The sequence below is a fragment of the Burkholderia sp. L-4 genome (assembly GCF_056856535.1).
Map to the genome: position 1 here is coordinate 748,679 of NZ_JBXEOX010000001.1, position 26,871 is coordinate 775,549.

Consider the following 26,871-nt stretch of genomic DNA (forward strand, 5'->3'; position numbering starts at 1 on the left):
CGGCTGGCACGCCTGTCCTCAGAGTCCGCGCGCGTCAAAAGGTTGCGGTAGCATGGCGCCCTTGACAAGCGTCGGACTCCTGGCCGGCGCGGCCGTTCGCTGAACTGAGGAACTCCAAGATGGCATCGAATTCGCTGCCGGCCCGGCCGGTGCGCTACACGCAGACCGCAATCGCGCTGCACTGGCTGATCGCGCTGCTGATCGTCTGCGGCTTCGCGCTCGGCTGGGTGATGACCGACATCCCCGGCTTCACGCCGACGAAGCTGAAGTACTTCTCGTGGCACAAGTGGATCGGCGTGACGGTGTTCGCGCTGGCGGTGATCCGCGTGCTGTGGCGGGCGACCCACCTACCGCCGTCGCTGCCCGGCGATACGCCCGCGTGGCAGCGCGCGGCGTCGCACGGCGTGCACATGCTGCTCTACGCGCTGATGATCGTGATCCCGGTGACGGGCTACCTGTACAGCTCGGCATCGAACATCCCGGTCGTGTATCTCGGCATCGTGCCGTTGCCGCGGCTGATCGACCCCGATCCGGCGCTCAAGGAAACCTTCAAGACGCTGCACGTGTCTTTGAATTACATTCTGCTTGCACTCGTCGCGATGCACGTGCTCGCGGCGCTCAAGCACCAGTTGTTGGACCGCGACGGCCTGCTGTCGCGAATGCTTCCCTTTGCCAAATGAAGGATCCCATGAAAGTGTCTTTCTCCCGCTCCATGCTGACCGCGTTCGCCGCGGCGGCACTTGTCGCGTCGGGCGCGGCGCACGCCGATGTCGATCTCGCGAAGAGCAAGGTGTCCGCCGTGTCGAAGCAGATGAACGTGCCGACCGAAGGCGCGTTCAAGAAGTTTTCCGCGCAGGTGAAGTTCGATCCGGCGAAGGCCGCGCAGGGCAGCGCGCAAATGACCATCGACATCGCGAGCTTCGACCTCGGCGACAAGATGTACAACGACCAGGTCGCCGGCAAGGACTGGTTCGACGCGAAGGCGTATCCGCAGGCGACGTTCGTGTCGTCGGCGATCGCGCCGGCGGGCGGCAACAAGTACAACGTGACCGGCAAGCTGACGATCAAGGGCAAGTCCGAGACCGTCACGGTGCCCGTCACGGTCGCGCAAAGCGGCGCGACGCAGACGTTCGACGGCGTGCTGCCGATCAAGCGTTCGGCCTTCAACGTCGGCACCGGCGAGTGGAAGGACACGTCGATCGTCGCCGACGAAGTGCAGATCAAGTTCCATCTCGTCGCCACGAAGTAAGCGGCGGGCTGTCGCTTCACCCGAATGCCGCGCGAGGGCGCGGCGCCGTTCCAAGGAGAATGAGTTTGAAAAAGCATCTGATCATCGCCGCGGGCGCGCTGGCCGCGTCCCTGTCGTTCTCGGCCTTCGCCGAAAGCGCGACGTACCAGTTCGACCCGAGCCACACGTACCCGAGCTTCGAGGCCGACCACTTCGGCGGCCTGTCGGTCTGGCGCGGCAAGTTCGACAAGTCGAGCGGCACCGTGACGCTCGACCGCGCGGCGAAGACCGGTACGGTCGACGTGACGACCGACATCGCGTCGATCCACACGGGCAGCGCGAAGCTCGACGAGCACCTGCAGACGGCCGAATTCTTCGACGTGGCGAAGTTCCCGCAGGCGAACTACAAGGGCACGATCAAGTTCGACGGCGACAAGCCGGTGTCGGTGGTCGGCAACCTGACGCTGCACGGCGTCACGAAGCCGCTCACGCTGAAGATCGACTCGTTCAAGTGCATGCCGCACCCGATGCTCAAGCGTGAAGTGTGCGGCGTCGACGCGGTCGGCGAATTCAGCCGCGACGACTTCGGCCTCGACTACGGCAAGCAGTACGGCTTCAAGATGAAGACGAAGCTGCTGATCACGGCCGAAGCGGTCAAGCAGCAGTAAGGCTTCCGGCGAGGCCGGCCGCCGTGCCGGCCTGCCGCGGGCCCGACCGCCGCGCTCCCGTTACCGGGGGCGCGGCGGTTTTTTTTGCGCGCCTATAATCGCCCGAGCGCCGCGTGCGGCGCCGGGCAGGCCGACGGCGCGACAGCGGCTGCCTCGAACAGAACGTACAACGACAAGGAGATCGCCGATGCATGCCGTCACGCCGTCCCGTTCCATTGCCTCGTCGCCGCGCGTATGGCGCGCGGTGGTCGCCGCGTCGATCGGCAATGCGCTCGAGTGGTTCGATCTCGTCGTCTACGGCTTCTTCGCGGTGACGCTCGCGAAACTGTTCTTCCCGGCCGGCAACGACACCGTGTCGCTGCTGCTCACGCTCGGCACGTTCGGCGTGTCGTTCTTCATGCGGCCGCTCGGCGCGATCGTGCTCGGCGCGTATGCCGACCGCGCGGGCCGCAAGGCCGCGCTCACGCTGTCGATCCTGCTGATGATGGCCGGCACGCTGATCATCGCGGTGCTGCCGACCTACGAGACGATCGGCGTCGCCGCGCCGGTGATCCTCGTCGCCGCGCGGTTGATGCAGGGCTTCTCGGCCGGCGGCGAGTTCGGCAGCGCGACCGCGTTCCTCGCCGAACACGTGCCTGGCCGGCGCGGCTTCTTCGCGAGCTGGCAGGTCGCGAGCCAGGGGCTCACGACGCTGCTCGCCGCCGGCTTCGGCACCGTGCTGAATGCGCAGCTCTCGGCCGCGCAGATGGCGTCGTGGGGCTGGCGCGTGCCGTTCTTCTTCGGGCTGCTGCTCGGGCCCGTCGCGTACTACATCCGCACGAAGGTCGACGAGACGCCCGAATTTCTCGCGGCCGAAGGCACCGCGAACCCGCTGCGCGACACGTTCGCCTCGCACAAGGCGCGCCTGGTTGCCGCGATGGGCGTGGTCGTGCTCGGCACCGTCGCCACCTATCTCGTGCTGTTCATGCCGACCTACGGCGTGAAGCAGCTCGGCCTCGCGCCGTCCGCCGCGTTCGCGGCGATCCTCGTCGTCGGCGTGATCCAGATGGCGTTCGCGCCGCTCGTCGGCCACTGGTCGGATCGATACGGCCGCGTGCGCGTGATGATCGCGCCGGCCGTCGGCATCCTCGTGCTGATCTATCCGGCGTTCGCGTACCTCGTCGCGCATCCGGGCTTCGGCACGCTGATCGCGCTGCAGGTGCTGCTCGCGTTCCTGATGACGGGCTACTTCGCGGCGCTGCCGGGCCTGTTGTCCGAGGTGTTTCCGGTGCAGACGCGCACGACCGGGATGTCGCTCGCGTACAACGTCGCGGTGACGATCTTCGGCGGCTTCGGGCCGTTCATCATCGCGTGGCTGATCCGCGCGACCGGGATGAAGACCGCGCCCAGTTTCTACCTGATGTTCGCGGCCGTGCTGAGCCTCGCGGCGCTGGCCGTGCTCCGTCGACGGTTCGGTTTCCGGTAGCGGGGCGGCGCGTCAGTTGTCGGCGCGCTCGCATACCGGCTGCGCCGGCATCAGTTGCGCGGGCGCGTCGACGGTCCGCACCGGACGCCCCGCGAGCGCGGCGAGCGCCTGCCGAAGCTGCCAGTCGCCGGCCGTGCCGAACGCGCGCTGCGGCAGCGCCGTGCTCCTCGCCGTATCGACCTTCGCGCGCACGCGCTGCTCGCGCAGCGCCTGCCGCGCCTTGCGCACCTGCGCGAACGGGTCGGGCGCCAGCCGGTCCGCATACGGCGCCCGCGCGAGATCGGCTTCCCGGTACCACAGCAGCACGCCGTCGACGTCCGAGTCGCGGCGCGGCGGCACGAGCCAGTCCGGCACGACGCCGTAGCCGTCCATCGGGCAGCCGTTCGGCCGCAGGTTGCGCGCATACGTGAAATTCAGGCGCGTGCCGTCGATCAGGTCGACGCCCGTCTGCGCGAGGCCCTTCCCGTAGGTCGGCATGCCGAGCAGTTTCGCGCGGCCGAGATCCTTCAGCGCGGCCGCGGTCGCCTCGGCGGCCGACGCGCTCTGTCCGTCGACGAGCACGACGAGCGGCACGGTGCGCCACCAGTCGTCGGCCTGCAGCGGTGCCAGCGGATCCTGCCCGTGCATGACGGGCAGCGCGTAGTCGGGCCAGTTGGTCGTGTAGCGGCGGCGCTGCGTGTCGCCGCGCTCGACCGTCACCATCGCGGTGCGGTCGCGTCCCGCGAACAGCGCGGTGATGCCGATCGCCGCGTTGAGCGCGCCGCCGCCGTTGATGCGCAGGTCGAGGATCATGCCTGTCACCGGCGGGCCCGTGCGCCGCGCGGCCTGCACCGCGTCGATGTAATCGCCGACCGCCGGCTCCGGAAAGCTCGACAGCCGCGTGTACAGGATGTCGCCGTCGAGCCGCTTGGCGATCGCCGGATGCGGCTTGACGATCGCGCGCACCGGCGCGAAGGTCAGCACCGCATGCTTCGGGCCGCGCTGCACCGTGAGTTTCAGCGGCACGCCCGCGTCGCCCCTCGCGAGTTTCAGGAGTTCGCCGCTGTCGATGCCGACGACGCTCCGGTCGTTCATCGCGACGACGAGGTCGTCCGGCCGCACGCCGGCTTTCTCGGCCGGTGCGTCGGGAATCACGTCGATGATGTGCAGCCCGTCGGGCCGCGTCTCGAACACGATGCCGATGCCCGGCGTGCCGTTGCGCGCGCGCTGCTCGTCGTCGCGCCGCTCCTGCTCCTCCTTCGCGTTGAAGAAGCGCGCGTACGGCAGCGTCTTGATCCCGTCGTGGGTGGCGGCGTCGAGCAGCGCGCCGATGTCGACATCGGTCAGGTGCTGCTTCTTCAGTACTTCGACGGCCGCCTTCAGTTCGCAGAGCTGCGGTTCCCAATCGGGCGGGCAGGGCGACGGCGTCGGGGCGGCGGCCGATGCCGCGGCGGGCGGCGCCGATGCCGCTTGCGCGACGGCGAGCGGCGCATGCGGGAGCCCGACCGCGACGGCTGCGCAGGCGGCAAGGCGACGAACGGCACGCATGGGAGGCATCATCGGGACCGCACGTTGGGACGGGTGGCGAGTGTGCTTGCCCGGCCAGCGCGCGGCCGGCATGCAAGCGGGGCAGGGTGGTGACGATTGTAGCCGACGCCCGCGACGGCGCTGCTCGTGTCGCCCGCGCGCCGTGTAGCGCGGCGGCCCGCGCATAAAAAAACCGGCCCGAATGGGCCGGCTTGGGTGCGATGCCGAAACGGCGCGGCGCTTAAACCTGCGCGCCCGCGTTCGGATCGTCCGGATCGTGCGCGGTCTTCTTTTCCTTGATCAGGTCCTCGCGCTTGATGCCGAGCCACATCGCGAGCGAGCCCGCGACGAACACCGACGAGTAGATGCCGAACATGATGCCGACCGTCAGCGCGAGCGCGAAGTAGTGCAGCGTCGGGCCGCCGAAGAAGAACATCGACAGCACCATCATTTCCGTCGACGTGTGCGTGATGATCGTGCGCGACATCGTGGTCGTGATCGCGTGGTTGATCACTTCCTGCACGTTCATCTTGCGTTCGCGGCGGAACGTCTCGCGGATCCGGTCGAAGATGACGACCGACTCGTTGACCGAGTAGCCGAGCACCGCGAGGATCGCCGCGAGCACCGCCAGCGAGAACTCCCACTGGAAGTAGGCGAAGAAGCCGAGAATGATCACGACGTCGTGCAGGTTGGCGATGATGCCGGCCACTGCGTACTTCCATTCGAAGCGGAACGACAGGTAGATCACGATGCCGATCACGACGCACGCGAGCGCGAGCAGGCCGTCGGTCGCGAGCTCCCGGCCGACCTGCGGGCCGACGAACTCGACGCGTTGCAGCGTGACGTCGGGGTTCTGCGCCTTCAGCGCGCCCATCACCTGGTCGCTCTGCTGCGCGGACGTGAGGCCTTCCTTCAGCTGCAGGCGGATCAGCACGTTGCGCGACGTGCCGAAGTTCTGCACCTGCGCGTCGGCATAACCGAGCTTGCCGAGCGTCGCGCGCACGGGTTCGAGTTCCGCAGCCTGCTGGTACTGCACCTCGATCACCGTACCGCCGGTGAATTCGACGGACAGGTGCAGCCCGCGGTGGAACAGGAAGAACACGGCGGCGAGGAATGTGACCAGCGAGATCACGTTGAACACCAGCGCGTGCCGCATGAACGGAATGTCTTTACGGATGCGGAAAAATTCCATGGTCTCGTCTCCGGGGCCTTATTGGGTCGAGCCCGGTTTCTTCGGCGACACGCCTTGCTGCGCGCGGTTGCGCAGCTGCGGCTTGCCGGCGCGCGGCGCGTTGCCCTTCGCCGGGGCAGCGAGCTTCGCGGCGCGCGCGGTGTCGGTCGATTCGTCCGCGTCGGTGAACGATGCGGCGGCAGCGGCGCCTTCCGGCTTCCACACCTGGCCGATCGCGAGCGACTTCAGCTTCTTGCGGCCGCCGTACCAGAGGTTGACGATCCCGCGCGAGAAGAACACCGCGGAGAACATCGAGGTCAGGATGCCGAGGCAGTGCACGATCGCGAACGCGCGAACCGGGCCCGAGCCGAACGCGAGCAGCGCGAGACCGGCGATCAGCGTCGTGACGTTCGAGTCGAGAATCGTCGCCCAGGCATGCGCGTAACCGGCCTGGATCGCGAGCTGCGGCGGCTGGCCGGCGCGCAGTTCCTCGCGCACGCGCTCGTTGATCAGCACGTTCGAGTCGATCGCCATGCCGAGCGCGAGCGCGATTGCCGCGATACCGGGCAGCGTCAGCGTGGCCTGCATCAGCGACAGCACGGCGACGAGCAGCAGCAGGTTCACCGACAGGCCGATCACCGACACCACGCCGAACAGCATGTAGTACGCGATCATGAACACGGCGATCGCGCAGAAGCCCCAGATCACCGAGTGGACGCCCATCTTGATGTTGTCCGCGCCGAGGCTCGGGCCGATCGTGCGTTCCTCGATGATATCCATCGGCGCGGCGAGCGAACCGGCGCGCAGCAGCAGCGCGAGGTCGGCCGCGGCCTGCGGCGTCGGCTGACCCGTGATCTGGAAGCGGTCGCCGAGCTCGGACTGGATCGTCGCGACCGTCAGCACTTCGCCCTTGCCCTTCTCGAACAGCACCATCGCCATCGGCTTGCCGATGTTGTCGCGCGACACCGTGCGCACCGCGCGGCCGCCGGCCGAGTCGAGGCGGATGTTGACCGACGGACGCTGATGTTCGTCGAAACCGGCCGATGCATCGATGATGCGGTCGCCGGTGAAGATCACGTCCTTCTTCAGCAGCACGGGCGCCTGGTTGCCCTGCGTGAACAGCTCCTCGCCCGGCGGAACGGGGTCGTTCGGGTTCGGGTGCGTGTTGATCGGGTCGGCGAGGCGTGCCTCGAGCGTCGCGGTGCGGCCGATGATGTCCTTCGCCTTCGCGGTGTCCTGCACGCCCGGCAGTTCGACGACGATGCGGTCGCTGCCTTGCTGCTGCAGGATCGGCTCGGACACGCCGAGTTCGTTCACGCGGTTGTGGAGCGTCGTCAGGTTCTGCTTGAGTGCCGCGTCCTCGACGGCCTTCTGCACGGCCGGCGTGAAGGTGCCGACGACTTGCGTGCCGCCGCCGCCGGGCTGGGTCGCCCATTGCAGTTCGGTGATCGACGCGGCGAGCACCTTGCGGGCGTCTTCCGCCGTCTGCGCATCGCTGAAGTTGACGACCACGGACTGGTCGACGCGGCTCACGCCGCCGTCACGGATGTTCTTGTCGCGCAGCAGCGAGCGTGCGTCGGACGCGTCGGAGTCGAGCTTCTTCGTGAGCGCGCCCGTCATGTCGACCTGGAGCAGGAAGTGGACACCGCCGCGCAGGTCGAGGCCGAGATACATCGGCAGCGCGTGCAGGGCCGTCAGCCAGCGCGGCGACGCGCTCTGCAGGTTCAGGGCGACGACGTACTGCGGATCGTTCGGGTCGGCGTTCAGCGACTTCTGCAGCAGGTCCTTGACGCGCAGCTGCGTATCGGTGTCCTTCAGGCGCACGCGGATGTTCGCGTTGGTCGCCGTGTTCTCGAAGGTGACGTCGTCCGGCGTGATCTGCGCGGACGCGAGCGCCGCTTCGACCTGGGTCAGCGTGGTCGAGTCGAGCTTGACCGTGGCCTTGCCGCTCGACACCTGCACCGCCGGCGCTTCGCCGAAGAAGTTGGGCAATGTGTACAGAAGGCCGATGGCGAGCGCCACGACCATCACGACATATTTCCAGAGTGGATAACGATTCATGAGGGGGCCGAACGGGTGGTTGGCGTGAAAGCGTCGCGTCCGGCGCCGCGGCGGCCCGCTCTCTCAGGCGGGCACGGCGCGGGGAGCCGGACGCTCGGTGAAGGGCTTACAGCGACTTGATCGTGCCCTTCGGCAGAATGGTCGTGACCGCAGCCTTCTGCACGGTGATTTCAGTGCCTTCGGCGATTTCGACGCCGATGTAGCCTTCGGTGACCTTCGTCACCTTGCCGACGAGGCCGCCGCTCGTGACGACTTCGTCGCCCTTCGCCATGGCCGCGAGCATGTTGCGGTGTTCCTTCTGGCGCTTCATCTGCGGACGGATCATGATGAAGTAGAGCACCGCGAACATCAGGATGAGCGGCAGGAAGCTCATCAGGCTCGATTCGGCGCCACCGGCGCCTTGCGCGAAGGCATTGGAAATGAACGGCACGTTGGTCTCTCCGTAGGGGAAGATCGAAAAATAAGCCGGTTATTCTACCACCGGCCCCATGTGCAAACGGATCGGCAAATGCGCTTTCGGATCAAGCTGTTAAAGCGCGAACCGATACCGTTGCGACTTGTTTGGAAAGGCAATTGTAATATTTGGCGGTCGCGACGGGCCATCGAAACGCGTTATTTAGTACGCGTCCTATGCGACTGGCGCGGTACGGCCCGCCGGCCGGTCAGTCGACCCCTCTGGCACGGTCCTCCGCGAAGCGCTGGCGGAACGCGTCGAACGTATGCGTTTCGATCGCCTCGCGGATCTCGCTCATCAGCTGCAGGTAGTAGTGCAGGTTGTGGATCGTGTTGAGCTGCGCGCCGAGGATTTCGCCGACGCGGTGCAGGTGATGCAGGTAGCCGCGCGAGAAGTTCCGGCACGTGTAGCACGTGCAGCTCGCGTCGAGCGGCTTCAGCGAGTTCTTGTGCGTCGCGTTGCGGATCTTCACGTCGCCGAAGCGCGTGAACAGCCAGCCGTTGCGCGCGTTGCGGGTCGGCATCACGCAGTCGAACATGTCGACGCCGTTCGCGACGCCCTCCACCAGATCCTCCGGCGTGCCGACGCCCATCAGGTAGTGCGGCTTGTTGGCCGGCAGCTTCGGGCCGACGTGGCGCAGCACGCGCATCATGTCTTCCTTCGGCTCGCCGACCGACAGCCCGCCGATCGCGAGGCCGTGGAAGCCGAGCTCCGCCAGGCCCGCGAGCGATTCGTCGCGCAGGTCCTCGAACATCCCGCCCTGGACGATCCCGAAGAGGGCGTTCGGGTTGCCGAGCCGGTTGAATTCGTCGAGCGAGCGCTTCGCCCAGCGCAGCGACATGCGCATCGAGTCGGCCGCTTCCTTGTGCGTCGTGGGCACGCCGTCGGTCGCGTACGGCGTGCACTCGTCGAACTGCATCACGACGTCGGAGTTCAGCACCTTCTGGATCTGCATCGACACTTCCGGCGACAGGAACAGCTTGTCGCCGTTGATCGGCGACGCGAACGTGACGCCGTCCTCGGTGATCTTGCGCAGGTCGCCGAGCGAGAACACCTGGAAGCCGCCCGAGTCGGTCAGGATCGGCTTGTTCCAGCCCATGAAGCCGTGCAGGCCGCCGTGCGCGTCGATCGTGTCGAGGCCCGGACGCAGCCACAGGTGGAACGTGTTGCCGAGGATGATCTGGGCCTTGATCTCGTGCAGTTCGCGCGGCTGGATCGCCTTCACGGTGCCGTAGGTGCCGACCGGCATGAAGATCGGCGTCTCGACCACGCCGTGATTGAGCTTCACGCGGCCGCGGCGCGCATGGCCGTCGGTCGTCAGCAGTTCGAATTCGAGCCCGTTCGCCGGGCGGTCCTGCACGGGCGCGTGCGTATCGTGGGATGAACCTTCGGTCATCGCGTCATTCTCCTTGCCACCGGAAAAGCGTTGCATGGGACCGGAGTATGCGCTGAAGCGCTGACTCCGGATCGCAAGTCCGGCGCATGTTGGAAACGCCGCCGGGTAACCGGCGGCGGGAAAAAGCGGGTGCGCGCCATCGTAGCGCGTACCGCAGGAAAACGGGGCAACAGCGCGGGGACACCGGCGCGGCGCGCGACAGCGCGAAGCGTAGCGGCCGTTGCGCAGTCGCGCGCCGGCGCGTCATCGCACTTGCCGCGCTTACGCGCCCGGCGCCTCCGGCGTGTCGCGCCGCGTCAGCAGCATCGCGTCGCCGTAGCTGAAGAAGCGGTAGCGTTCTTCGATCGCGTGCCGGTACGCGGCGCGGATCGTCTCGACGCCCGCGAACGCGGACACCAGCATCAGCAGCGTCGATTTCGGCAGGTGGAAATTCGTGACGAGCCGGTCGACCACGCGGAACCGGTAGCCGGGCGTGATGAAGATGTCGGTCTCGGCCTGCGTCGCCGCGAGCGGTCGGGCCGCTTCGTCGGCCGCGCGCGCGGCGGCTTCGAGCGCGCGCATCGACGTCGTGCCGACCGCGATCACGTTGCCGCCGCGTGCGCGGGTCGCGGCGATCTTGTCGACGAGCGACTGCGGCAGGTCGTACCACTCGCTGTGCATCTTGTGCTCGACGATGTTCTCGACGCGCACCGGCTGGAACGTGCCGGCGCCGACGTGCAGCGTCAGCGTCGCGCGCTCGACGCCCATCGCGTCGAGCTTCGCCAGCAGCGGCTGGTCGAAATGCAGCCCGGCCGTCGGCGCGGCGACCGCGCCCGGGTTGCTCGCATAGACGGTCTGGTAGCGCGTCTCGTCGGTCGCGTCGGCGTCGTGTTCGATATACGGCGGCAGCGGCAGGCGGCCGAACTGCTCGATCAGGTCGAGGCACGGCGCGGGGAAGTGCAGCGTGAAGAACGGCTCGACGCGCTCGCCGACCGTCACGTCGAATGCGTCGGCGAGACGCAGCGTCGTGCCGGCGCCCGGCGACTTGCTCGCGCGGATCTGCGCGAGCGCCGTGTGCGTGCCCGTCAAGCGCTCGATCAGCACCTCGATCTTGCCGCCGCTGGCCTTCTGGCCGAAGAAACGCGCCTTCAGCACCTTGGTATCGTTGAACACGAGCAGGTCGCCGGGCGCGATGCACGACGGCAGCTCGGTGAAACGGCGGTCGACGAGGCGCGCGGGCTCGGCGGTATTGTCGACCTCGAGCAGGCGGCTCGCGGTGCGATCGGGCAGCGCGGTTTGGGCAATCAGCTCGGGCGGCAGATTGAAATCGAAATCGGAAAGCGTGAACATGCGGGCTGGTTCGAAGCGGCCGGCGGGCGTCGCCGGCAGGGCGGAAACGCGTAAATGGGGCGCGCGAGCCGCTATGATGGCGGGATGCGCGGCCTGGCCGGCGTCGTTCGTTCGGACGACGTGAAAGCCGCTATTGTACTTGCCTTGCGAAGCACCCTGACGATCCGATGCCTGTGTCACCACGCCGTTCCGCCGCCGCCGTTGCCGATTCCGCCGATCCGTTCGACGCGGACGATGCCGCCACGCCCGCGCCGCCCGCATCGGCCGCCGGCGCGCGCCGCGCCGGCCCGAAGCGCGGCGCCGACGGCCGGCTCGCGCAGCCCGCTGCCGCCGCGCCCGACGTCGAACCGGGCGCGGGCGGCGACGACGCCGACGCGCCCGGTGCATCGGGCACGAAGCGCAAGAAGAAGCCTGCCGCCGACAAACCGGTGAAAACCGCCGACAAGCTCGCGAAACTCGGCCTCACGCGTTCGATCGATCTCGTGCTGCATCTGCCGATGCGCTACGAGGACGAAACCACGCTCACGCCGATCGGCGAGTTGCTGCCGGGCGGCATCGCGCAAACCGAAGGCGTCGTGTTCGACAACGAAGTCGCCTATCGGCCGCGCCGCCAGCTCGTCGTGAAGATCCAGGACGACGACGGCGAGCAGCTCGTGCTGCGCTTCCTGAATTTCTACGGGTCGCAGGTCAAGCAGATGGCCGTCGGCCAGCGGCTGCGCGTGCGTGGCGACGTGCGCGGCGGTTTCTTCGGGATGGAGATGGTGCATCCGGCCGTGCGCGTCGTCGAAGCGGACGCGCCGCTGCCGCAGGTGCTCACGCCCGTCTACCCGAGCACGGCCGGCGTGTCGCAGGCCTACCTGCGCAAGGCGATCGAAAATGCGGTCGAGCGCACGCCGCTGCCCGAGCTGCTGCCGCCCGAGATCCAGCGCGACTACCTGAAGCCGCTCGACGTGCCGACGCTCGAGCAGGCCGTGCGCATCCTGCACCACCCGCGCGTCGATTCCGACGAAGCCGCGTTGATGGACGGCTCGCATCGGGCGTGGACGCGCATCAAGTTCGAGGAGCTGCTCGCGCAGCAGCTGTCGCTCAAGCGGGCGCACGAGGAGCGCCGCACGCGTGCCGCGCCCGCGATGCCGCGCCGCACCGCGAGCGACGCCGATGCGCTGACGACGCGGCTCTACGCGGCGCTGCCGTTCACGCTGACGGGCGCGCAGGCGCGCGTCGTCGACGAGATCGCGCACGACCTCACGCTCGCGCACCCGATGCAGCGCCTGCTGCAGGGCGACGTCGGCAGCGGCAAGACGGTCGTCGCGGCGCTGGCCGCCACGCAGGCGATCGACGCCGGCTACCAGGCCGCGCTGATGGCGCCCACCGAAATCCTCGCGGAACAGCACGCGCGCAAGCTGCGCGCATGGCTCGAGCCGCTCGGCGTGTCGGTCGCGTGGCTCGCGGGCAGCCTGAAGGCGAAGGAGAAGCGCGCGGCGATCGAGGCGGCCGCGCTCGGCACCGCGCAGCTCGTGATCGGCACGCACGCGATCATCCAGGACACGGTCGAATTCGCGCGGCTCGGCCTCGTGATCGTCGACGAGCAGCACCGCTTCGGCGTCGAGCAGCGTCTCGCACTGCGCGCGAAGGCCGCGAACGCGGCCAACGGCGCGCGCGATTTCCAGCCGCACCAGCTGATGATGTCGGCCACGCCGATCCCGCGCACGCTCGCGATGACGTACTACGCGGATCTCGAGGTCTCGACGATCGACGAGCTGCCGCCGGGCCGCACGCCCGTGCTGACGCGCCTCGTCGGCGACGCGCGGCGCGACGAGGTGATCGCCCGCGTGCGCGAGGCCGCGCTGACCGGGCGCCAGGTGTACTGGGTGTGCCCGCTGATCGAGGAAAGCGAGACGCTGCAGCTGCAGACGGCCGTCGAAACCTACGAGACGCTGGCGGCGGCGCTCCCCGAACTGAAGGTCGGGCTCGTGCACGGCCGGCTGTCGCCCGCCGACAAGGCCGCCGTGATGGAGGCGTTCACGCGCAACGAAGTGCAGCTGCTCGTCGCGACGACCGTGATCGAGGTCGGCGTCGACGTGCCGAACGCGTCGCTGATGGTGATCGAGCACGCGGAGCGTTTCGGCCTCGCGCAGCTGCACCAGCTGCGCGGCCGCGTCGGGCGCGGCACCGCGGCGTCGGTGTGCGTGCTGCTGTACACGGGGCCGCTGTCCCTGACCGGCCGCGAGCGGCTGAAGACGATGCGCGAGACGACCGACGGCTTCGAGATCGCGCGGCGCGACCTCGAAATCCGCGGCCCCGGCGAATTCCTCGGGGCGCGCCAGTCGGGCGCGGCGATGCTGCGCTTTGCCAACCTCGAGACCGACGGCTGGCTGATCGACCCGGCCCGCGAGGCCGCGACGCGGCTGATTGCCGCGTACCCCGACATCGTCACGCAGCATCTCGCCCGTTGGCTCGGTGCGCGGGAACAGTACCTGAAGGCTTGATTCGGCAGCTCGGGGCCGGATCAGAAAGCCGTCGATCGATGCATCGGATGTCGAGAAACTTGGCGAACCGGTGCCGGAGGGTGTATAAATTAAACCTATCGCCTGTATATACCTGATTGACCCACAATGACGCTGACTGAATTGAAATACATCGTCGCGGTCGCGCGCGAACGGCATTTCGGCCGCGCGGCCGAGGCCTGCTTCGTGAGCCAGCCGACGCTGTCGGTGGCGATCAAGAAGCTCGAAGACGAGCTCAACGTGCAGATTTTCGAGCGCGGCGCGAGCGAAGTGAGCGTGACGCCGATCGGTGACCAGATCGTCACGCAGGCGCAGCGCGTGCTCGAGCAGACTTTCGCGATCAAGGAGATCGCGAAGCAGGGCAAGGACCCGCTGGTCGGCCCGTTCCGCCTCGGCGTGATCTACACGATCGGGCCGTACCTGCTGCCGACGCTCGTCAAGCAGATGATCCAGCGTGTTCCGCAGATGCCGCTGATGCTGCAGGAGAACTACACGCTGAAGCTGCTCGAACTGCTCAAGCAGGGCGAGATCGACGCCGCGATCATGGCGCTGCCGTTCCCGGAAACCGGCCTGATGGTGCGTCCGCTGTACGACGAACCGTTCGTCGTCGCGCTGCCGGCCGGCCATCCGTGGGAGAAGCGCGAGGAAATCAATGCCGAGGACCTGAAGCAGGAAACCATGCTGCTGCTCGGCAACGGCCATTGCTTCCGCGATCACGTGCTCGGCGTGTGCCCGGAGCTGATGCGCTTCTCGCAGACGGCCGACGGCATCCAGAAGACCTTCGAGGGCTCGTCGCTCGAAACCATTCGCCATATGGTCGCGAGCGGTGTCGGCATCACCGTGCTGCCGCGGATGTCGGTCGCCGAGGTCGGCCCGCGCGCGAACGGCCCCGATGCGGAGCTGCTGTCGTACGTGCCGTTCAACGAACCGGTGCCCGACCGCCGCGTGGTGCTCGTGTGGCGCAAGAGCTTCACGCGGATGCCCGCGATCGACGCGATCAGCGACGCGATTTCCGCGTGCGAACTGCCGGGCGTCGCGAAGCTCGACATGCCGGCCACGATGAACTGAGCGCGTATGGCAGCATGATGGACGGGGTCTTGCGACCCCGTTTATTTTTCCCTATCGCATAGATGAAATTTATTAAATTCAAATAATCAATAGATATAGATAGAATCCTCTACATGGATCGGCGTCGTCGCCGACGCGCGACATGCACGTTGGATGCAAGCGTCAAAGGAGGATGTCATGATGCGGTCGGTATTGCAGCACGCGCAGCGGAACATCCCGTCGCGCGACACGGTCGTACATCGCGCCAGGGCCGCGGTTCGCAGCCTGCGTCCGATTGCGTTCGCGTACCTGGCGGATCGCGTGTATGGCGGATGAGTGCCGCCGCGCGCCGGTCCGGTGTTCCCCCGATTCACCCGCCATCAAGCCATGAGGGAGCATTGCATGCCCGACAGCATGACCACCGCACGCATCGCCGGCACGACGACTGCCGGCAGTGGCTTCCCCGAGCGCCCCGCCTGCGGCGCGTTGCAGCGGGAACGCGAGCCGAAGGCCGCGCACGACATCCCGTAGTACGGCAGGAGGATCTGCCTGTTCCGTTTCTTATCCCCCGCAATGCTCCACGAACCGCGCCCGGCACGTGGGGGCCTACGAGCAAGTAAAGGAGAAAAAGCATGTCGAACGAAGCGAAGTGTCCGTTCAACCACACCGCAGGCAGCGGCACGACGAACAAGGACTGGTGGCCGAATCAGCTGAACCTGAATGTCCTGCACCGGCATTCGGCGCTGTCCGATCCGATGGACCAGGATTTCGACTACGCCGAGGCGTTCAAGAAGCTGGATCTCGCGGCGGTGAAGCAGGACCTGCACGCGCTGATGACGACGTCGCAGGACTGGTGGCCGGCCGACTTCGGCCACTATGGCGGCCTGTTCGTGCGCATGGCATGGCACAGCGCCGGCACGTACCGCACGGCCGACGGCCGCGGCGGCGCGGGCGGCGGGCAGCAGCGCTTCGCGCCGCTCAACAGCTGGCCGGACAACGTGAGCCTCGACAAGGCGCGCCGGCTGCTGTGGCCGATCAAGCAGAAGTACGGCCGCAACATCTCGTGGGCCGACCTGCTGATCCTGACGGGCAACGTCGCGCTCGAATCGATGGGCTTCAAGACGTTCGGTTACGCCGGCGGCCGCGTCGACACGTGGGAACCGGACGACGTGTACTGGGGCTCGGAAAAGATCTGGCTGGAACTGAGCGGCGGCCCGAACAGCCGCTACTCGGGCAAGCGTGAGCTCGAAAGCCCGCTCGCCGCCGTGCAGATGGGCCTCATCTACGTGAACCCGGAAGGCCCGGACGGCAACCCCGACCCGGTCGCCGCCGCGCACGACATCCGCGAGACGTTCGCGCGGATGGCGATGAACGACGAAGAGACGGTCGCGCTGATCGCGGGCGGCCACACGTTCGGCAAGACGCACGGCGCCGGTCCGGCGTCGAACGTCGGCCCCGAGCCGGAAGCCGCGGGCCTCGAGGAGCAGGGTCTCGGCTGGAAGAGCACGTTCGGCACGGGCAAGGGCAAGGACGCGATCACGAGCGGCCTCGAAGTCACGTGGACCTCGACGCCGACGAAGTGGAGCAACGACTTCTTCAAGCACCTGTTCAGCTACGAGTGGGAGCTCACGAAGAGCCCGGCCGGCGCGCACCAGTGGGTCGCGAAGGACGCCGGCGAAGTGATTCCCGATGCGTTCGACGCGTCGAAGAAGCATCGCCCGACGATGCTGACGACCGACCTGTCGCTGCGTTTCGACCCGGCCTACGAAAAGATCTCGCGCCGTTTCTACGAGAACCCGGCCGAGTTCGCCGATGCGTTCGCGCGTGCGTGGTTCAAGCTCACGCACCGCGACATGGGCCCGCGCTCCCGTTATCTCGGCCCGGAAGTGCCGGCGGAACACCTGCTGTGGCAGGACCCGATCCCGGCAGTCGACCACCCGCTGATCGACGCCGCCGACGTTGCCGCGCTGAAGGCGAAGGTGCTGGCCACCGGCCTGTCGGTGTCGCAGCTCGTGTCGACGGCATGGGCGTCGGCAGCGACGTTCCGCGGGTCGGACAAGCGCGGCGGCGCGAACGGTGCGCGCATCCGCCTCGCGCCGCAGAAGGACTGGGAAGTGAACCGCCCGGCCCAGCTCGCGAAGGTGCTGGAGACGCTCGAAGGCGTGCGGAAGGCGTTCAATGACGCGCAGACGGGCGGCAAGAAGGTGTCGCTCGCCGACCTGATCGTGCTGGCCGGTGCGGCCGGCGTCGAGCAGGCCGCGAAGAACGCGGGTATCGCGGTGACGGTGCCGTTCGCGCCGGGCCGCGCGGATGCGACGCAGGAAGAGACCGACGTCGAGGCGATGGCCGTGCTCGAGCCGCTCGCCGACGGCTTCCGTAACTACCTGAAGGCCGCGTACAAGACGCCGGCCGAGGCGCTGCTGGTCGACAAGGCGCAACTGCTGACGTTGACGGCGCCGGAGATGACGGTACTCGTCGGCGGCTTGCGCGTGCTCGGCGCGAACGCCGGCGACTCGAAGCACGGGGTGTTCACCGACCGTCCGGAAACGCTGACGAACGACTTCTTCGTGAACCTGCTCGACATGGGCACGGAGTGGAAGCCGGTGTCGGCCGCGAACGACGTGTTCGAGGGGCGCGACCGCGCGACGGGCGCGGTCAAGTGGACGGGCACGCGCGTCGACCTGATCTTCGGTTCGCACTCGCAGTTGCGCGCGCTGGCCGAGGTGTACGGCAGCGCGGATGCGAAGGAGAAGTTCGCGCGCGATTTCGTCGCCGCCTGGAACAAGGTGATGACCCTCGACCGCTTCGACCTCGCATGAAACCGGCCGCATGCTCATGCGGTCATGCAGTGACGCAGTAACGCGGAACGGCCGGTCGAACGACCGGCCGTTTCTTCTCGGAACGATGTCTTGTCAAGGGAGTAACGACCATGACGCAAATGATGCTCAACATGCGTGCGGCGGCGTCGCCCGTTCTGCGATCGCCGGTCGAACTGGCGCGCTACGTCGTCGGCTTCGCGATCGTCATCGGCGGGGCGGCGGAACTGGTCTCGCAGGCGCTGCACGCGCTCGCGCCGGTCGCCGGCGGTTGACGGCAGCGACGGTTTCGCGACGCCAGACGTGCGAGTCGCGAACGGATGCCGTGCGACGCGGCATGCGGATTGCTCGACGCATTTTCACCGGTTCAACATTTCGAACGAGGAGTCCCGAAGATGGCCAGGAAAGGCAACGCCACGCCGATCAACATCGGCATCAGCGACAAGGACCGCAAGAAGATCGCGGACGGCCTGTCGCGCCTGCTCGCCGATACGTTCTCGCTGTACCTGAAGACCCACAATTTCCACTGGAACGTGACCGGGCCGATGTTCAACACGCTGCACCTGATGTTCGAGGAGCAGTACAACGAGCTATGGCTCGCGGTCGATTCCGTCGCGGAGCGCATTCGCACGCTCGGCGTCGTCGCGCCGGGCACGTTCGCCGAGTTCGCGAAACTGTCGTCGGTGCCCGACGCGAAGGGCGTACCGGCCGCCGAGGAGATGATCCGCCAGCTCGTCGAAGGGCACGAGGCGGTCGTGCGCACCGCGCGCGACATCTTCCCGATCGCCGACGCGGCCAGCGACGAGCCGACCGCCGACCTGCTGACGCAGCGCCTGCAGACGCATGAAAAGACCGCGTGGATGCTGCGGTCGCTGCTCGCGTAAGCGCGGTGCGGCCCGATCCGCGATGAGGTCGACTCTGTCCCTTGATTGACGCGCGATGCGGCACAGCCGCGCGCAGCGGGCCTGGGCGGCGTGTGCGCGCCCGCCGGTAGCCGTCTGCGGGCCGCTCCCGACATGACGCGGAGCGCCGCTCGGCTCTAAAATGCCGGGGTTATCTTCCCGGTGCTTCGCCATGCTTGCCCGTTTTCCGCTGTATCTGCGGCTCGTCCGGATGGACAAGCCGATCGGCAGCCTGCTGCTGCTGTGGCCGACGCTCAACGCGCTGTGGATCGCGTCGGACGGCCATCCGCGCTGGCCGCTGCTCGTGATCTTCGTGCTCGGCACGCTGCTGATGCGCTCGGCCGGCTGCGCGATGAACGACTACGCCGACCGCGATTTCGACCGTCACGTGAAGCGCACGGCCGACCGGCCGCTGACGTCGGGCAAGATCCACGCGTGGGAAGCCGTCGCGATCGCGGTTGGGCTGTCGTTCGTCGCGTTCCTGCTGATCCTGCCGCTCAATACGCTGACTAAGGAACTGTCCGTCGTCGCGCTGTTCGTCGCGGGCTCGTATCCGTTCATGAAGCGTTTCTTCGCGATTCCGCAGGCGTATCTCGGCATCGCGTTCGGCTTCGGCATCCCGATGGCGTTCGCGGCCGTGCAGGACACGGTGCCGGCGATCGCGTGGGTGATGCTGGTCGCGAACATCTTCTGGTCGGTCGCATACGACACCGAGTACGCGATGGTCGATCGCGACGACGACATCAAGATCGGCATCCGCACGTCCGCGCTGACGTTCGGCCGCTTCGACGTCGCGGCCGTGATGGCGTGCTACGCGGCGACGCTCGGCATCTACGTGTGGGTCGGCGTGACGCTTGGCTTCGGTCTCGTGTACTGGGCCGGCTGGGCCGCCGCGGCCGGCTGCGCGCTGTATCACTACACGCTGATCAAGGATCGCGAACGGATGCCGTGCTTCGCGGCATTCCGGCACAACAACTGGCTCGGCGGCGTGCTGTTCGTGGGCATCGCCGCGCATTACCTGCTGGCCGGCAACTGAACGACGAAGCCGCGCGCCGCCAATGAAAAAGCGACCTGACGGTCGCTTTTTTTACATCGGGCGCCGGTAATCCGGCAAGCGCTCCCGCGCTTACGCGCGGCCGAGTTCGTCGCCCATTTCCTTCGCACGCGCTTCCGCCGCCAGCGCGCCGCGCACGATCGCTTCCTTCACGCCCTGCGCGTCGAATGCCGCGAGCGCGGCGGCCGTCGTGCCGCCCTTCGACGTCACGCGCTCGCGCAGCACGCTCGCCGGTTCGCCCGATTGCGCGGCCAGTTGCGCGGCGCCCGTAAACGTCGCGACCGCGAGCGCGCGGCCCTGTTCGTCGTTCATGCCGAGGCGGCGCGCGGCTTCCTGCAGCGCTTCGATGAAATAAAACACGTACGCGGGGCCGCTGCCCGAAATGGCCGTGACGGCGTCGAGTTGCGACTCGTCGTCGAACCACACGATCTCGCCGACCGCGCCGAGCACGTTCGACGCGAGTTCGCGGGCCGCCGCGTCGACCGCGGGCAGCGCGGCGAGGCCCGTCACGCCCATGCCGACCAGCGCGGGCGTGTTCGGCATCGTGCGCACGACGCGCGGGTAGTCGCCGAGCCAGCGCGCGAGATCCGTGCCGCGGATGCCGGCCGCGATGCTGATCACGAGCTGCGACGTCAGGTGCGGCGCGAGCGCCTGCGCGACGTCCTTCAGCACCTGCGGCTTCACCGCGAGCACGATCGCGTCGTAGCCGGCGAGCGTCGCGTCGACGGCCGCGCCGGTGCGGATGCCGAATTGCTGCGCGGCACGCGCGCGGACGTCCTCGTTGACGTCGATGGCATACAGGCCGTCGGCGGCGACGCCGCGCTTGATCAGGCCGCCGATCAGGGCCGCGGCCATGTTGCCGCCGCCGATGAATGCGATTTTCATGATGTCCGAATGAGCGAGTGAGTGAACGGAAAGGCGGAAAAGGGCGTGGCGTTCAGTGCGAATAATCGCGCGCGCCGAAGATCGCGGTGCCGACGCGTACGATCGTCGCACCTTCGAGCACGGCCGCGTCGAGGTCGGCGGACATGCCCATCGACAGCGTGTCGAGCGGCAGGCCGTCGGCGCGCAACGTGTCGAACAGCGCGCGCAGCGCGCGGTGCGGCACGCGTTGCGCGTCGGTGTCGCCGGCCGGTTCGGGAATCGCCATCAGGCCGCGCAGCCGCAGCGACGGCAGCGCGGCGACCGCGCGCGCGACCTCGGCCACGTCGGCCGGCGCGACACCGCTCTTCGACGCCTCGCCGCTGATGTTCACCTGCACGCACACGTTGAGCGGCGGCAGGTGCGCGGGGCGCTGTTCCGACAGGCGCTGCGCGATCTTCAGGCGGTCGACCGAATGGACCCAGTCGAAGCGTTCGGCGACGGGGCGCGTCTTGTTCGATTGCAGCGGCCCGATGAAATGCCATTCGAGCGACGCGCGCAGGTCGGCGAGCGCATCGATCTTGTCGATCGATTCCTGCACGTAGTTTTCGCCGAATGCACGTTGCCCGGCCGCGTGCGCGGCGCGCACGTCGTCGGCGGGAAACGTCTTCGACACGGCGAGCAGCGAGATGGTGGCGGGATCGCGGCCGGCCGCGCGGGCGGCGTCGGCGATGCGGCGGTGAACGGATTCGAGACGGGCGGCGAGATCGGACATGACGGGCGCGAAAGCAGGCACGAAAGCGGGCATGAAGCCGATGCGCCGCGACACGCGGCGCATCGATCCGCTCATTATACGGACGCCGCGCGCGGACGCCGGCCGCGGCGGCGCGTCACGTCAGCCGTACAGCAAATGCTCGACGAGCTGGACCCAGTGGGTGACCGGAATCTGCGTGCCGCTCTGCAGGTGCGCGATGCAGCCGATGTTGCCGGACACGATCATCTGCGGTTCGAGCGCCTGCAGTTTCAGCAGCTTCTGCTTGCGCAACCGGTACGACAGCGACGGCTGCGTCAGCGAATAGGTGCCGGCCGAGCCGCAGCACAGATGACTGTCGGCCGGTAGCCGCACGTCGATGCCGAGCGTCTCGAGCAGCCGCTCGACCTTGCCGCGCGACTGCTGGCCGTGCTGCAGCGTGCACGGCGGGTGGTACGCGACCGTATGGACCGCGCGGCGCCGCGCGAGCGTCGCGAGTTCGGCCTCGAATGCGAGCAGCACGTCGGAGATGTCGCGCGTCAGCGACACGATGCGCTGCGCCTTCTCCGCGTAAGCCGGATCGTCGCGCAGCAGGTGCGCGTATTCGAGCACCGTCGCGCCGCAGCCCGATGCGTTCATCACGATCGCCTCGGCGCCCTGTTCGACGTGCGGCCACCACGCGTCGATGTTGCGGCGCGCGTCGTCGAGCGCTTCGTCGTGATAGTTCAGGTGCAGGCGGATCGCGCCGCAGCAGCCCGCGTCGGGCGCGACGACCGTCTCGATGCCGAGCGCATCGAGCACGCGCGCGGTCGCGATGTTGATGTTCGGCAGCATCGACGGCTGCACGCAGCCGCCGAGCATCAGCATCTTGCGCGGATGCGTGCGGTGCGGCCATTCGAGCAGCCGCGTGCGCGGCGGCACCTTGTCGCGCAGCCGCTTCGGCAGCAGCGGCCGCACATGCTGGCCGAGCCGCATCACGGGCGAGAACAGCGCGGCATTCGGCACGAGGCTCGCGAGCATGCGGCGCACGAGCCGCTGCTGCGCCGGGCGCTGCACCTGCGCCTCGACGTGCTTGCGGCCGATCTCGACGAGCCGGCCGTACTGGACGCCGGACGGGCAGGTCGTCTCGCAGCTGCGGCACGTGAGGCAGCGGTCGAGGTGCTGCTGCGTGCTGCGCGTGACGGGCGCGCCTTCGACCATCTGCTTGATCAGGTAGATGCGTCCGCGCGGGCCGTCGAGTTCGTCGCCGAGGAGCTGGTAGGTCGGGCAGGTCGCGGTGCAGAACCCGCAGTGCACGCACTTGCGCAGGATCGCGTCGGCCTCGTCGCCGTCGGGCGTGTTGCGGATGAAATCGGCGAGGTTCGTTTGCATCGAGCCCTCAGAGGTCGGGGTAGAGCCGGCCGCGGTTGAAGATGCGCGCGGGATCGAAGGCGGCCTTCAGCCCGCGGTGGATTTTCATCATCGGAGCGGGAAGCGGCGTGAACACCCCCGCGCTGCGGTCGTACGCGTCGCCCGCGCGGAACAGCGTCGCGTGGCCGCCGGCCTGCTTCGCGCTCATGCGGACGGTCTGCGCGTCGGCGTCGGTGATCCACCAGCGCTGCGCGCCGCCCCATTCCATCAGCTGGGTGCCGGGCAGGTGCATCGGCTCGGTGATCGACGGCAGCGCGAGGCGCCACAGCGCGTAGCCCGGTGGGATGCCGTTGAAGAACGGGTCGGTATGCTCGCGCAGGCCGGCCCAGAAGCGCTCGGCTTCGACCGCGTCGACGACTTCGCCGCCGAGCAGCGTCTTCGCCGATTTCACGGCCGCCTCGGCGCCCGACAGGCGCAGCACCAGCGTGCCGTTGCGCCAGGCGCTCGCACTGACGGGCAGCGGGTGGCCGCCCCATTCGTTGAGCTTGCGCACCGCGTCGGTCGCGGTCATCTCGAACTTCAGCGTGACCTCGGCGACGGGCATCGGCAGCACCTTGATCGACAGGTCGAGCATCAGCCCGAGCGTGCCGAGCGCGCCGGCCATCAGGCGCGACACGTCGTAGCCGGCGACGTTCTTCACCACTTGGCCGCCGAAGCGCAGCATTTCGCCGCGGCCGTTCATCAGCGTGACGCCGAGCACGAAATCGCGCGGTGCGCCGCAGGTGGCGCGGCGCGGGCCCGCGAGGCCGGTGGCGACGCAGCCGCCGACGGTGGCCGCGCGGCCGAAGTGCGGCGGCTCGAACGGCAGCATCTGGCCGCGCTCGGCGAGGACGGTTTCGAGCTGCGCGAGCGGCGTGCCCGCGCGGACCGTGACGACGAGCTCTGCCGGGTCGTACGACACGATGCCCTGAAACGCGCGCGTGTCGAGTATTTCGCCCTCGAGCGCCTGGCCGTACCAGTCCTTGGTGCCGCCGCCGCGAATCCGCAGCGGCCGGCCGTCGGCACTGGCCGCGCGGATACGCTCGGCCCATTCGGCGACGATGTCGTCCTCTTCCATGTTCTGTTGCTGCCTCGACTTGTTGTTCGGTCGATTGTACCGGGGTGGCGCGATTCCACATCGCGACTATCCCTAAGCCCCGTATCGCGGATCGCATGCCCGCGTCGCCGCGCGAACGGGCCGCGCGGGCACGGCCGGCCGCCGCGGCCGGGCCGCGGGCACGGGCCGCGACCCGCGCGCGCCGCTCAGAAGCGTGGCAGGTCGGGGTGCGGCAACAGCCCGCCGCGCACGTGCTGGCGGCCGTACTCGGCGCAGCGCGCGCGGGTCGGGATGCCCTTGTCCGGGTTCAGCAGGCCGGCCGGATCGAATGCGCGCTTGACCGCGAAGAACGCGTCGCGCTCCTGCGGCGAGAACTGCACGCACATCGAATTGAGCTTCTCGATGCCGACGCCGTGCTCGCCCGTCACGCTGCCGCCGAATTCCACGCAGCATTCGAGGATTTCCGCGCCGAACTGCTCGGCGCGGTGCAGCTCGTCCGGATCGTTCGCGTTGTACAGGATCAGCGGATGCATGTTGCCGTCGCCCGCATGGAACACGTTGATGCAGCGCAGCCCGTAGCGCGTTTCGAGCTGTTCGATGCGCGCGAGCAGCGGGCCGATCGCACGGCGCGGCACGGTGCCGTCCATGCAGTAATAATCCGCGGAAATGCGGCCGGCGGCCGGAAACGCATTCTTGCGGCCCGACCAGTAGCGCAGCCGCTCCTGTTCGTTGCGGGACACCTGGATGCGCGTCGCGCCGTGTTCGCGCAGCACGGCCGTCATCCGCACGATCTCCTCGGCGACTTCCTCCGGCGTGCCGTCCGATTCGCACAGCAGGATCGCCTTCGCGTCGAGGTCGTAGCCCGCGTGCGTGAACGCCTCGACGGCCTGCGTGGCCGGCTTGTCCATCATCTCGAGCCCGGCCGGGATGATGCCCGACGCGATGATCGCCGCGACGGCCTCGCCGCCCTTGACGACGTCGTCGAAGCTCGCCATCACGAGCTGCGCGGTCTGCGGTTTCGGAATCAGGCGCACCGTCACCTCGGTGACGATCGCGAACATCCCCTCGCTGCCGATCATCACGGCGAGCAGGTCGAGACCCGGCATGTCGAGCGCGAGCGAGCCGAATTCGACGATTTCGCCGTCGATCGTCACCGCGCGCACGCGCATCACGTTGTGCACGGTCAGCCCGTATTTCAGGCAGTGGACGCCGCCCGAGTTTTCCGCGACGTTGCCGCCGATCGTGCACGCGATCTGCGACGACGGATCGGGTGCGTAATACAGGCCGTACGGCGCGGCGGCTTCCGAGATCGCGAGGTTGCGCACGCCGGGCTGCACGGTCGCCGTGCGCGCGTACGGATCGACTTCGACGATGCGCGTGAAGCGCGCGAGCGACAGCACGACGCCGAGCGCGATCGGCAGCGCGCCGCCCGACAGGCTCGTGCCGGCGCCGCGCGGCACGATCGGCACTTCCATGCGGCGGCAGATCTGCACGATCCGCTGGACCTGCGATTCCGTTTCCGGCAGCGCGACCGCGAGCGGCAGGCGGCGGTACGCGGACAGGCCGTCGCATTCGTACGGTGCGGTGTCTTCGTCGCGATACAGCAGGCAGTGCGTCGGCAGCACGGCCATCAGCGCCTGCACGACTTCGCGCTGGCGCTGCGCGCGGGCAGCGCTCGACAGTTCGACGGGGGCGTTCATGAGGTCTCCTGCAGCGGGCGGCGCGCGGTCGCGCCGCCGTGTCAGCACGTGAAAATCTTGCCCGGATTCATCAGGTTGCGCGGGTCGAGCGCGAGCTTGATCGCGCGCATCGTGTCGATCGCGTTGTCGCCGTGCTCCTTCGGCAGGAAACGCATCTTGTGCAGCCCGACGCCGTGCTCGCCCGTGCAGGTGCCGCCGAGGCGCAGCGCGCGCTCGACGATCCGGTCGTTGATGTGTTCGGCTTCGGCGAGCTCCTCGGGCTTGTCGGGATCGATCAGGATCGCGACGTGGAAATTGCCGTCGCCGACGTGGCCGACGATCGGGCAGGGCAGCGACGACGCACGCAGGTCGACTTCGGTTTCCTCGACACACGCGGCGAGCTGCGAGATCGGCACGCACACGTCGGTCGTCACCGCGCGGCAGCCCGGCTTCAGCTGCAGCATCGCGAAGTACGCGTTGTGGCGCGCGGCCCAGAGCCGGCTGCGGTCTTCGGGGCGTGTCGCCCATTCGAAGCCCTGGCCGTGGTTCTGGCCGGCGAGCGCCTGCACGAGTTCGGCCTGCTCCTTCACGCCGGCCTCGGTGCCGTGGAATTCGAAGAACAGCGTCGGCGCTTCGGTGAGCGTCAGGTTCGAATGGCGGTTGATCGAGCGCACGGCGAGCGCATCGACGAATTCGACGCGCGCGATCGGCACGCCGATCTGGATCGTCTCGATCACGGTGCGCACCGCGTCGCCCATCGTCGGGAACGTGCAGATCGCGGCCGACACGGCTTCCGGCAGCGGGTGCAGGCGCAGCGTGATCTCGGTGATCACGCCGAGCGTGCCTTCGGAGCCGACGAACAGGCGCGTGAGGTCGTAGCCGGCCGACGACTTGCGCGCGCGCGAGCCGGTTTTCACCACGCGGCCGTCGGCGAGCACCGCGGTCAGGCCGAGCACGTTCTCGCGCATCGTGCCGTAGCGTACGGCGTTGGTGCCCGATGCGCGGGTCGCGGTCATTCCGCCGATGCTGGCGTCGGCGCCCGGATCGATCGGGAAGAACAGGCCGGTGTCGCGCAGCGCGTCGTTGAGCGCCTTGCGCGTGATGCCCGGCTCGACCGTCACGGTCAGGTCTTCGGCGTTGATCGACAGCACGCGGTTCATTTCCGACAGGTCGAGCGACACGCCGCCGCGCACCGCGAGCAGGTGGCCCTCGAGCGACGAGCCGGCGCCGTACGGGATCAGCGGCACGCTGTGCAGCGCGCACAGCGACACGACTTCGCGCACGTCGTCGGTGCTGTGAGCGAACACGACGGCGTCGGGCAGTTGCGGATCGAACGGCGATTCGTCGCGGCCGTGGTGCGCGCGAACCGCGTCGGCGGTTGACACGCGCTCGCCGAAGGCGGCGCGCAGCGCATCGAGCATGGCGGGGGGCAGCGGGCGGCGCGCGGCGGCCGGCGGGGCAGGGTGATTCACGAACGTCTCCTGACGGCTTGTCGAACTTTCGGCCCATTCTACGCCGTAACACCCGCTG

Annotated in this window: 23 protein-coding genes; 11 read left to right on the top strand and 12 right to left on the bottom strand. The window is 68.3% G+C overall.

Features of this window, described 5'->3' with window-relative positions:
• Positions 1-119 precede the first annotated feature (119 nt).
• The 4 genes from AC1VVG_RS03550 (at position 120) to AC1VVG_RS03565 (ending at position 3,361) form a co-directional block, all read left to right on the top strand.
• Positions 120-680 carry a cytochrome b gene (locus AC1VVG_RS03550; protein WP_124607869.1) on the top strand — a complete coding sequence of 187 codons (561 nt, stop codon included), beginning with the start codon at positions 120-122 and terminating at the stop codon, positions 678-680.
• 8 nt (positions 681-688) lie between these two features.
• Positions 689-1,249, top strand: a complete 561-nt coding sequence (locus tag AC1VVG_RS03555) for a YceI family protein (RefSeq protein ID WP_034187440.1) — start codon at positions 689-691, stop codon at positions 1,247-1,249.
• Between the two features lie 65 nt (positions 1,250-1,314).
• On the top strand, positions 1,315-1,896 hold the full coding sequence (locus AC1VVG_RS03560) for a YceI family protein (protein WP_034187441.1): 582 nt from the start codon (positions 1,315-1,317) through the stop codon (positions 1,894-1,896).
• A 187-nt stretch (positions 1,897-2,083) separates the two neighbouring features.
• Positions 2,084-3,361 (top strand): MFS transporter, encoded by a 1,278-nt coding sequence (locus tag AC1VVG_RS03565; RefSeq protein WP_482835254.1) that lies wholly within the window; start codon positions 2,084-2,086, stop codon positions 3,359-3,361.
• Between the two features lie 12 nt (positions 3,362-3,373).
• On the opposite strand, the gene AC1VVG_RS03570 is transcribed toward AC1VVG_RS03565, so the two are convergent.
• The 6 genes from AC1VVG_RS03570 to queA form a co-directional block, all read right to left on the bottom strand.
• Positions 3,374-4,888: a S41 family peptidase gene (locus AC1VVG_RS03570; protein ID WP_482835255.1), complete on the bottom strand. Its 1,515-nt coding sequence runs from the start codon at positions 4,886-4,888 to the stop codon at positions 3,374-3,376.
• A gap of 220 nt (positions 4,889-5,108) precedes the next feature.
• Positions 5,109-6,059, bottom strand: coding sequence for a protein translocase subunit SecF (gene secF, locus AC1VVG_RS03575; protein ID WP_034187142.1), 951 nt, complete (start codon positions 6,057-6,059; stop codon positions 5,109-5,111).
• 18 nt (positions 6,060-6,077) lie between these two features.
• Complete coding sequence (gene secD, locus AC1VVG_RS03580) at positions 6,078-8,099, bottom strand: protein translocase subunit SecD (RefSeq protein ID WP_049028476.1); 2,022 nt, start codon at positions 8,097-8,099, stop codon at positions 6,078-6,080.
• 106 nt (positions 8,100-8,205) lie between these two features.
• Positions 8,206-8,529, bottom strand: coding sequence for a preprotein translocase subunit YajC (gene yajC, locus AC1VVG_RS03585; RefSeq protein ID WP_006476868.1), 324 nt, complete (start codon positions 8,527-8,529; stop codon positions 8,206-8,208).
• Between the two features lie 232 nt (positions 8,530-8,761).
• Positions 8,762-9,949, bottom strand: a complete 1,188-nt coding sequence (gene tgt, locus AC1VVG_RS03590; protein ID WP_034187442.1) for a tRNA guanosine(34) transglycosylase Tgt — start codon at positions 9,947-9,949, stop codon at positions 8,762-8,764.
• 261 nt (positions 9,950-10,210) lie between these two features.
• Positions 10,211-11,278: a tRNA preQ1(34) S-adenosylmethionine ribosyltransferase-isomerase QueA gene (queA, locus tag AC1VVG_RS03595; RefSeq protein ID WP_482835256.1), complete on the bottom strand. Its 1,068-nt coding sequence runs from the start codon at positions 11,276-11,278 to the stop codon at positions 10,211-10,213.
• A gap of 167 nt (positions 11,279-11,445) precedes the next feature.
• Here queA and recG point away from each other — a divergent pair, with 167 nt between their 5' ends.
• From recG to ubiA, 7 genes are all read left to right on the top strand, one after another.
• The gene (recG, locus tag AC1VVG_RS03600; RefSeq protein ID WP_482835257.1) at positions 11,446-13,767 is read left to right on the top strand and encodes an ATP-dependent DNA helicase RecG; all 2,322 of its coding nucleotides are present in this window, start codon (positions 11,446-11,448) and stop codon (positions 13,765-13,767) included.
• Positions 13,768-13,893: 126 nt separating this feature from the next.
• Positions 13,894-14,853 carry a hydrogen peroxide-inducible genes activator gene (locus tag AC1VVG_RS03605; protein WP_034187146.1) on the top strand — a complete coding sequence of 320 codons (960 nt, stop codon included), beginning with the start codon at positions 13,894-13,896 and terminating at the stop codon, positions 14,851-14,853.
• A gap of 381 nt (positions 14,854-15,234) precedes the next feature.
• On the top strand, positions 15,235-15,363 hold the full coding sequence (locus tag AC1VVG_RS03610) for a hypothetical protein (RefSeq protein WP_260435749.1): 129 nt from the start codon (positions 15,235-15,237) through the stop codon (positions 15,361-15,363).
• 101 nt (positions 15,364-15,464) lie between these two features.
• Complete coding sequence (gene katG, locus AC1VVG_RS03615) at positions 15,465-17,651, top strand: catalase/peroxidase HPI (RefSeq protein WP_124669288.1); 2,187 nt, start codon at positions 15,465-15,467, stop codon at positions 17,649-17,651.
• Between the two features lie 110 nt (positions 17,652-17,761).
• A complete protein-coding gene (locus AC1VVG_RS03620; RefSeq protein WP_167361864.1) occupies positions 17,762-17,923 on the top strand; it encodes a hypothetical protein in 162 nt (53 codons plus the stop codon).
• A 120-nt stretch (positions 17,924-18,043) separates the two neighbouring features.
• Positions 18,044-18,532, top strand: coding sequence for a non-specific DNA-binding protein DpsA (gene dpsA, locus AC1VVG_RS03625; RefSeq protein ID WP_124669287.1), 489 nt, complete (start codon positions 18,044-18,046; stop codon positions 18,530-18,532).
• Between the two features lie 190 nt (positions 18,533-18,722).
• Positions 18,723-19,586, top strand: a complete 864-nt coding sequence (gene ubiA / locus AC1VVG_RS03630) for a 4-hydroxybenzoate octaprenyltransferase (protein WP_124607863.1) — start codon at positions 18,723-18,725, stop codon at positions 19,584-19,586.
• Positions 19,587-19,676: 90 nt separating this feature from the next.
• On the opposite strand, the gene proC is transcribed toward ubiA, so the two are convergent.
• The 6 genes from proC to AC1VVG_RS03660 all read right to left on the bottom strand — a co-directional run bounded on the left by proC (position 19,677) and on the right by AC1VVG_RS03660 (position 26,813).
• Complete coding sequence (gene proC, locus AC1VVG_RS03635) at positions 19,677-20,489, bottom strand: pyrroline-5-carboxylate reductase (protein WP_069706516.1); 813 nt, start codon at positions 20,487-20,489, stop codon at positions 19,677-19,679.
• A 52-nt stretch (positions 20,490-20,541) separates the two neighbouring features.
• Complete coding sequence (locus AC1VVG_RS03640; protein WP_034187443.1) at positions 20,542-21,240, bottom strand: YggS family pyridoxal phosphate-dependent enzyme; 699 nt, start codon at positions 21,238-21,240, stop codon at positions 20,542-20,544.
• Positions 21,241-21,360: 120 nt separating this feature from the next.
• Positions 21,361-22,587, bottom strand: a complete 1,227-nt coding sequence (gene glcF / locus AC1VVG_RS03645) for a glycolate oxidase subunit GlcF (protein ID WP_034187151.1) — start codon at positions 22,585-22,587, stop codon at positions 21,361-21,363.
• 7 nt (positions 22,588-22,594) lie between these two features.
• Positions 22,595-23,683, bottom strand: coding sequence for a glycolate oxidase subunit GlcE (gene glcE, locus AC1VVG_RS03650; protein WP_482835258.1), 1,089 nt, complete (start codon positions 23,681-23,683; stop codon positions 22,595-22,597).
• A 185-nt stretch (positions 23,684-23,868) separates the two neighbouring features.
• Complete coding sequence (locus AC1VVG_RS03655) at positions 23,869-25,362, bottom strand: FAD-linked oxidase C-terminal domain-containing protein (protein ID WP_034187153.1); 1,494 nt, start codon at positions 25,360-25,362, stop codon at positions 23,869-23,871.
• Between the two features lie 41 nt (positions 25,363-25,403).
• Positions 25,404-26,813 (bottom strand): FAD-binding oxidoreductase, encoded by a 1,410-nt coding sequence (locus tag AC1VVG_RS03660; RefSeq protein WP_482835259.1) that lies wholly within the window; start codon positions 26,811-26,813, stop codon positions 25,404-25,406.
• Positions 26,814-26,871 lie beyond the last annotated feature (58 nt).

Bases quoted from the DNA above. Each gene is read 5' to 3' on its own strand.
- AC1VVG_RS03565 (WP_482835254.1), top strand. From the start codon at position 2,084: ATGCATGCCGTCACGCCGTCCCGTTCCATTGCCTCGTCGCCGCGCGTA.
- glcE (WP_482835258.1), bottom strand. From the start codon at position 23,683: ATGGAAGAGGACGACATCGTCGCCGAATGGGCCGAGCGTATCCGCGCG.
- ubiA (WP_124607863.1), top strand. From the start codon at position 18,723: ATGCTTGCCCGTTTTCCGCTGTATCTGCGGCTCGTCCGGATGGACAAG.
- AC1VVG_RS03570 (WP_482835255.1), bottom strand. From the start codon at position 4,888: ATGCGTGCCGTTCGTCGCCTTGCCGCCTGCGCAGCCGTCGCGGTCGGG.
- AC1VVG_RS03610 (WP_260435749.1), top strand. From the start codon at position 15,235: ATGCCCGACAGCATGACCACCGCACGCATCGCCGGCACGACGACTGCC.
- AC1VVG_RS03555 (WP_034187440.1), top strand. From the start codon at position 689: ATGAAAGTGTCTTTCTCCCGCTCCATGCTGACCGCGTTCGCCGCGGCG.
- AC1VVG_RS03550 (WP_124607869.1), top strand. From the start codon at position 120: ATGGCATCGAATTCGCTGCCGGCCCGGCCGGTGCGCTACACGCAGACC.
- tgt (WP_034187442.1), bottom strand. From the start codon at position 9,949: ATGACCGAAGGTTCATCCCACGATACGCACGCGCCCGTGCAGGACCGC.
- glcF (WP_034187151.1), bottom strand. From the start codon at position 22,587: ATGCAAACGAACCTCGCCGATTTCATCCGCAACACGCCCGACGGCGAC.
- katG (WP_124669288.1), top strand. From the start codon at position 15,465: ATGTCGAACGAAGCGAAGTGTCCGTTCAACCACACCGCAGGCAGCGGC.
- proC (WP_069706516.1), bottom strand. From the start codon at position 20,489: ATGAAAATCGCATTCATCGGCGGCGGCAACATGGCCGCGGCCCTGATC.
- AC1VVG_RS03605 (WP_034187146.1), top strand. From the start codon at position 13,894: ATGACGCTGACTGAATTGAAATACATCGTCGCGGTCGCGCGCGAACGG.
- AC1VVG_RS03655 (WP_034187153.1), bottom strand. From the start codon at position 25,362: ATGAACGCCCCCGTCGAACTGTCGAGCGCTGCCCGCGCGCAGCGCCAG.
- AC1VVG_RS03640 (WP_034187443.1), bottom strand. From the start codon at position 21,240: ATGTCCGATCTCGCCGCCCGTCTCGAATCCGTTCACCGCCGCATCGCC.
- secD (WP_049028476.1), bottom strand. From the start codon at position 8,099: ATGAATCGTTATCCACTCTGGAAATATGTCGTGATGGTCGTGGCGCTC.
- recG (WP_482835257.1), top strand. From the start codon at position 11,446: ATGCCTGTGTCACCACGCCGTTCCGCCGCCGCCGTTGCCGATTCCGCC.
- AC1VVG_RS03620 (WP_167361864.1), top strand. From the start codon at position 17,762: ATGACGCAAATGATGCTCAACATGCGTGCGGCGGCGTCGCCCGTTCTG.
- queA (WP_482835256.1), bottom strand. From the start codon at position 11,278: ATGTTCACGCTTTCCGATTTCGATTTCAATCTGCCGCCCGAGCTGATT.
- dpsA (WP_124669287.1), top strand. From the start codon at position 18,044: ATGGCCAGGAAAGGCAACGCCACGCCGATCAACATCGGCATCAGCGAC.
- secF (WP_034187142.1), bottom strand. From the start codon at position 6,059: ATGGAATTTTTCCGCATCCGTAAAGACATTCCGTTCATGCGGCACGCG.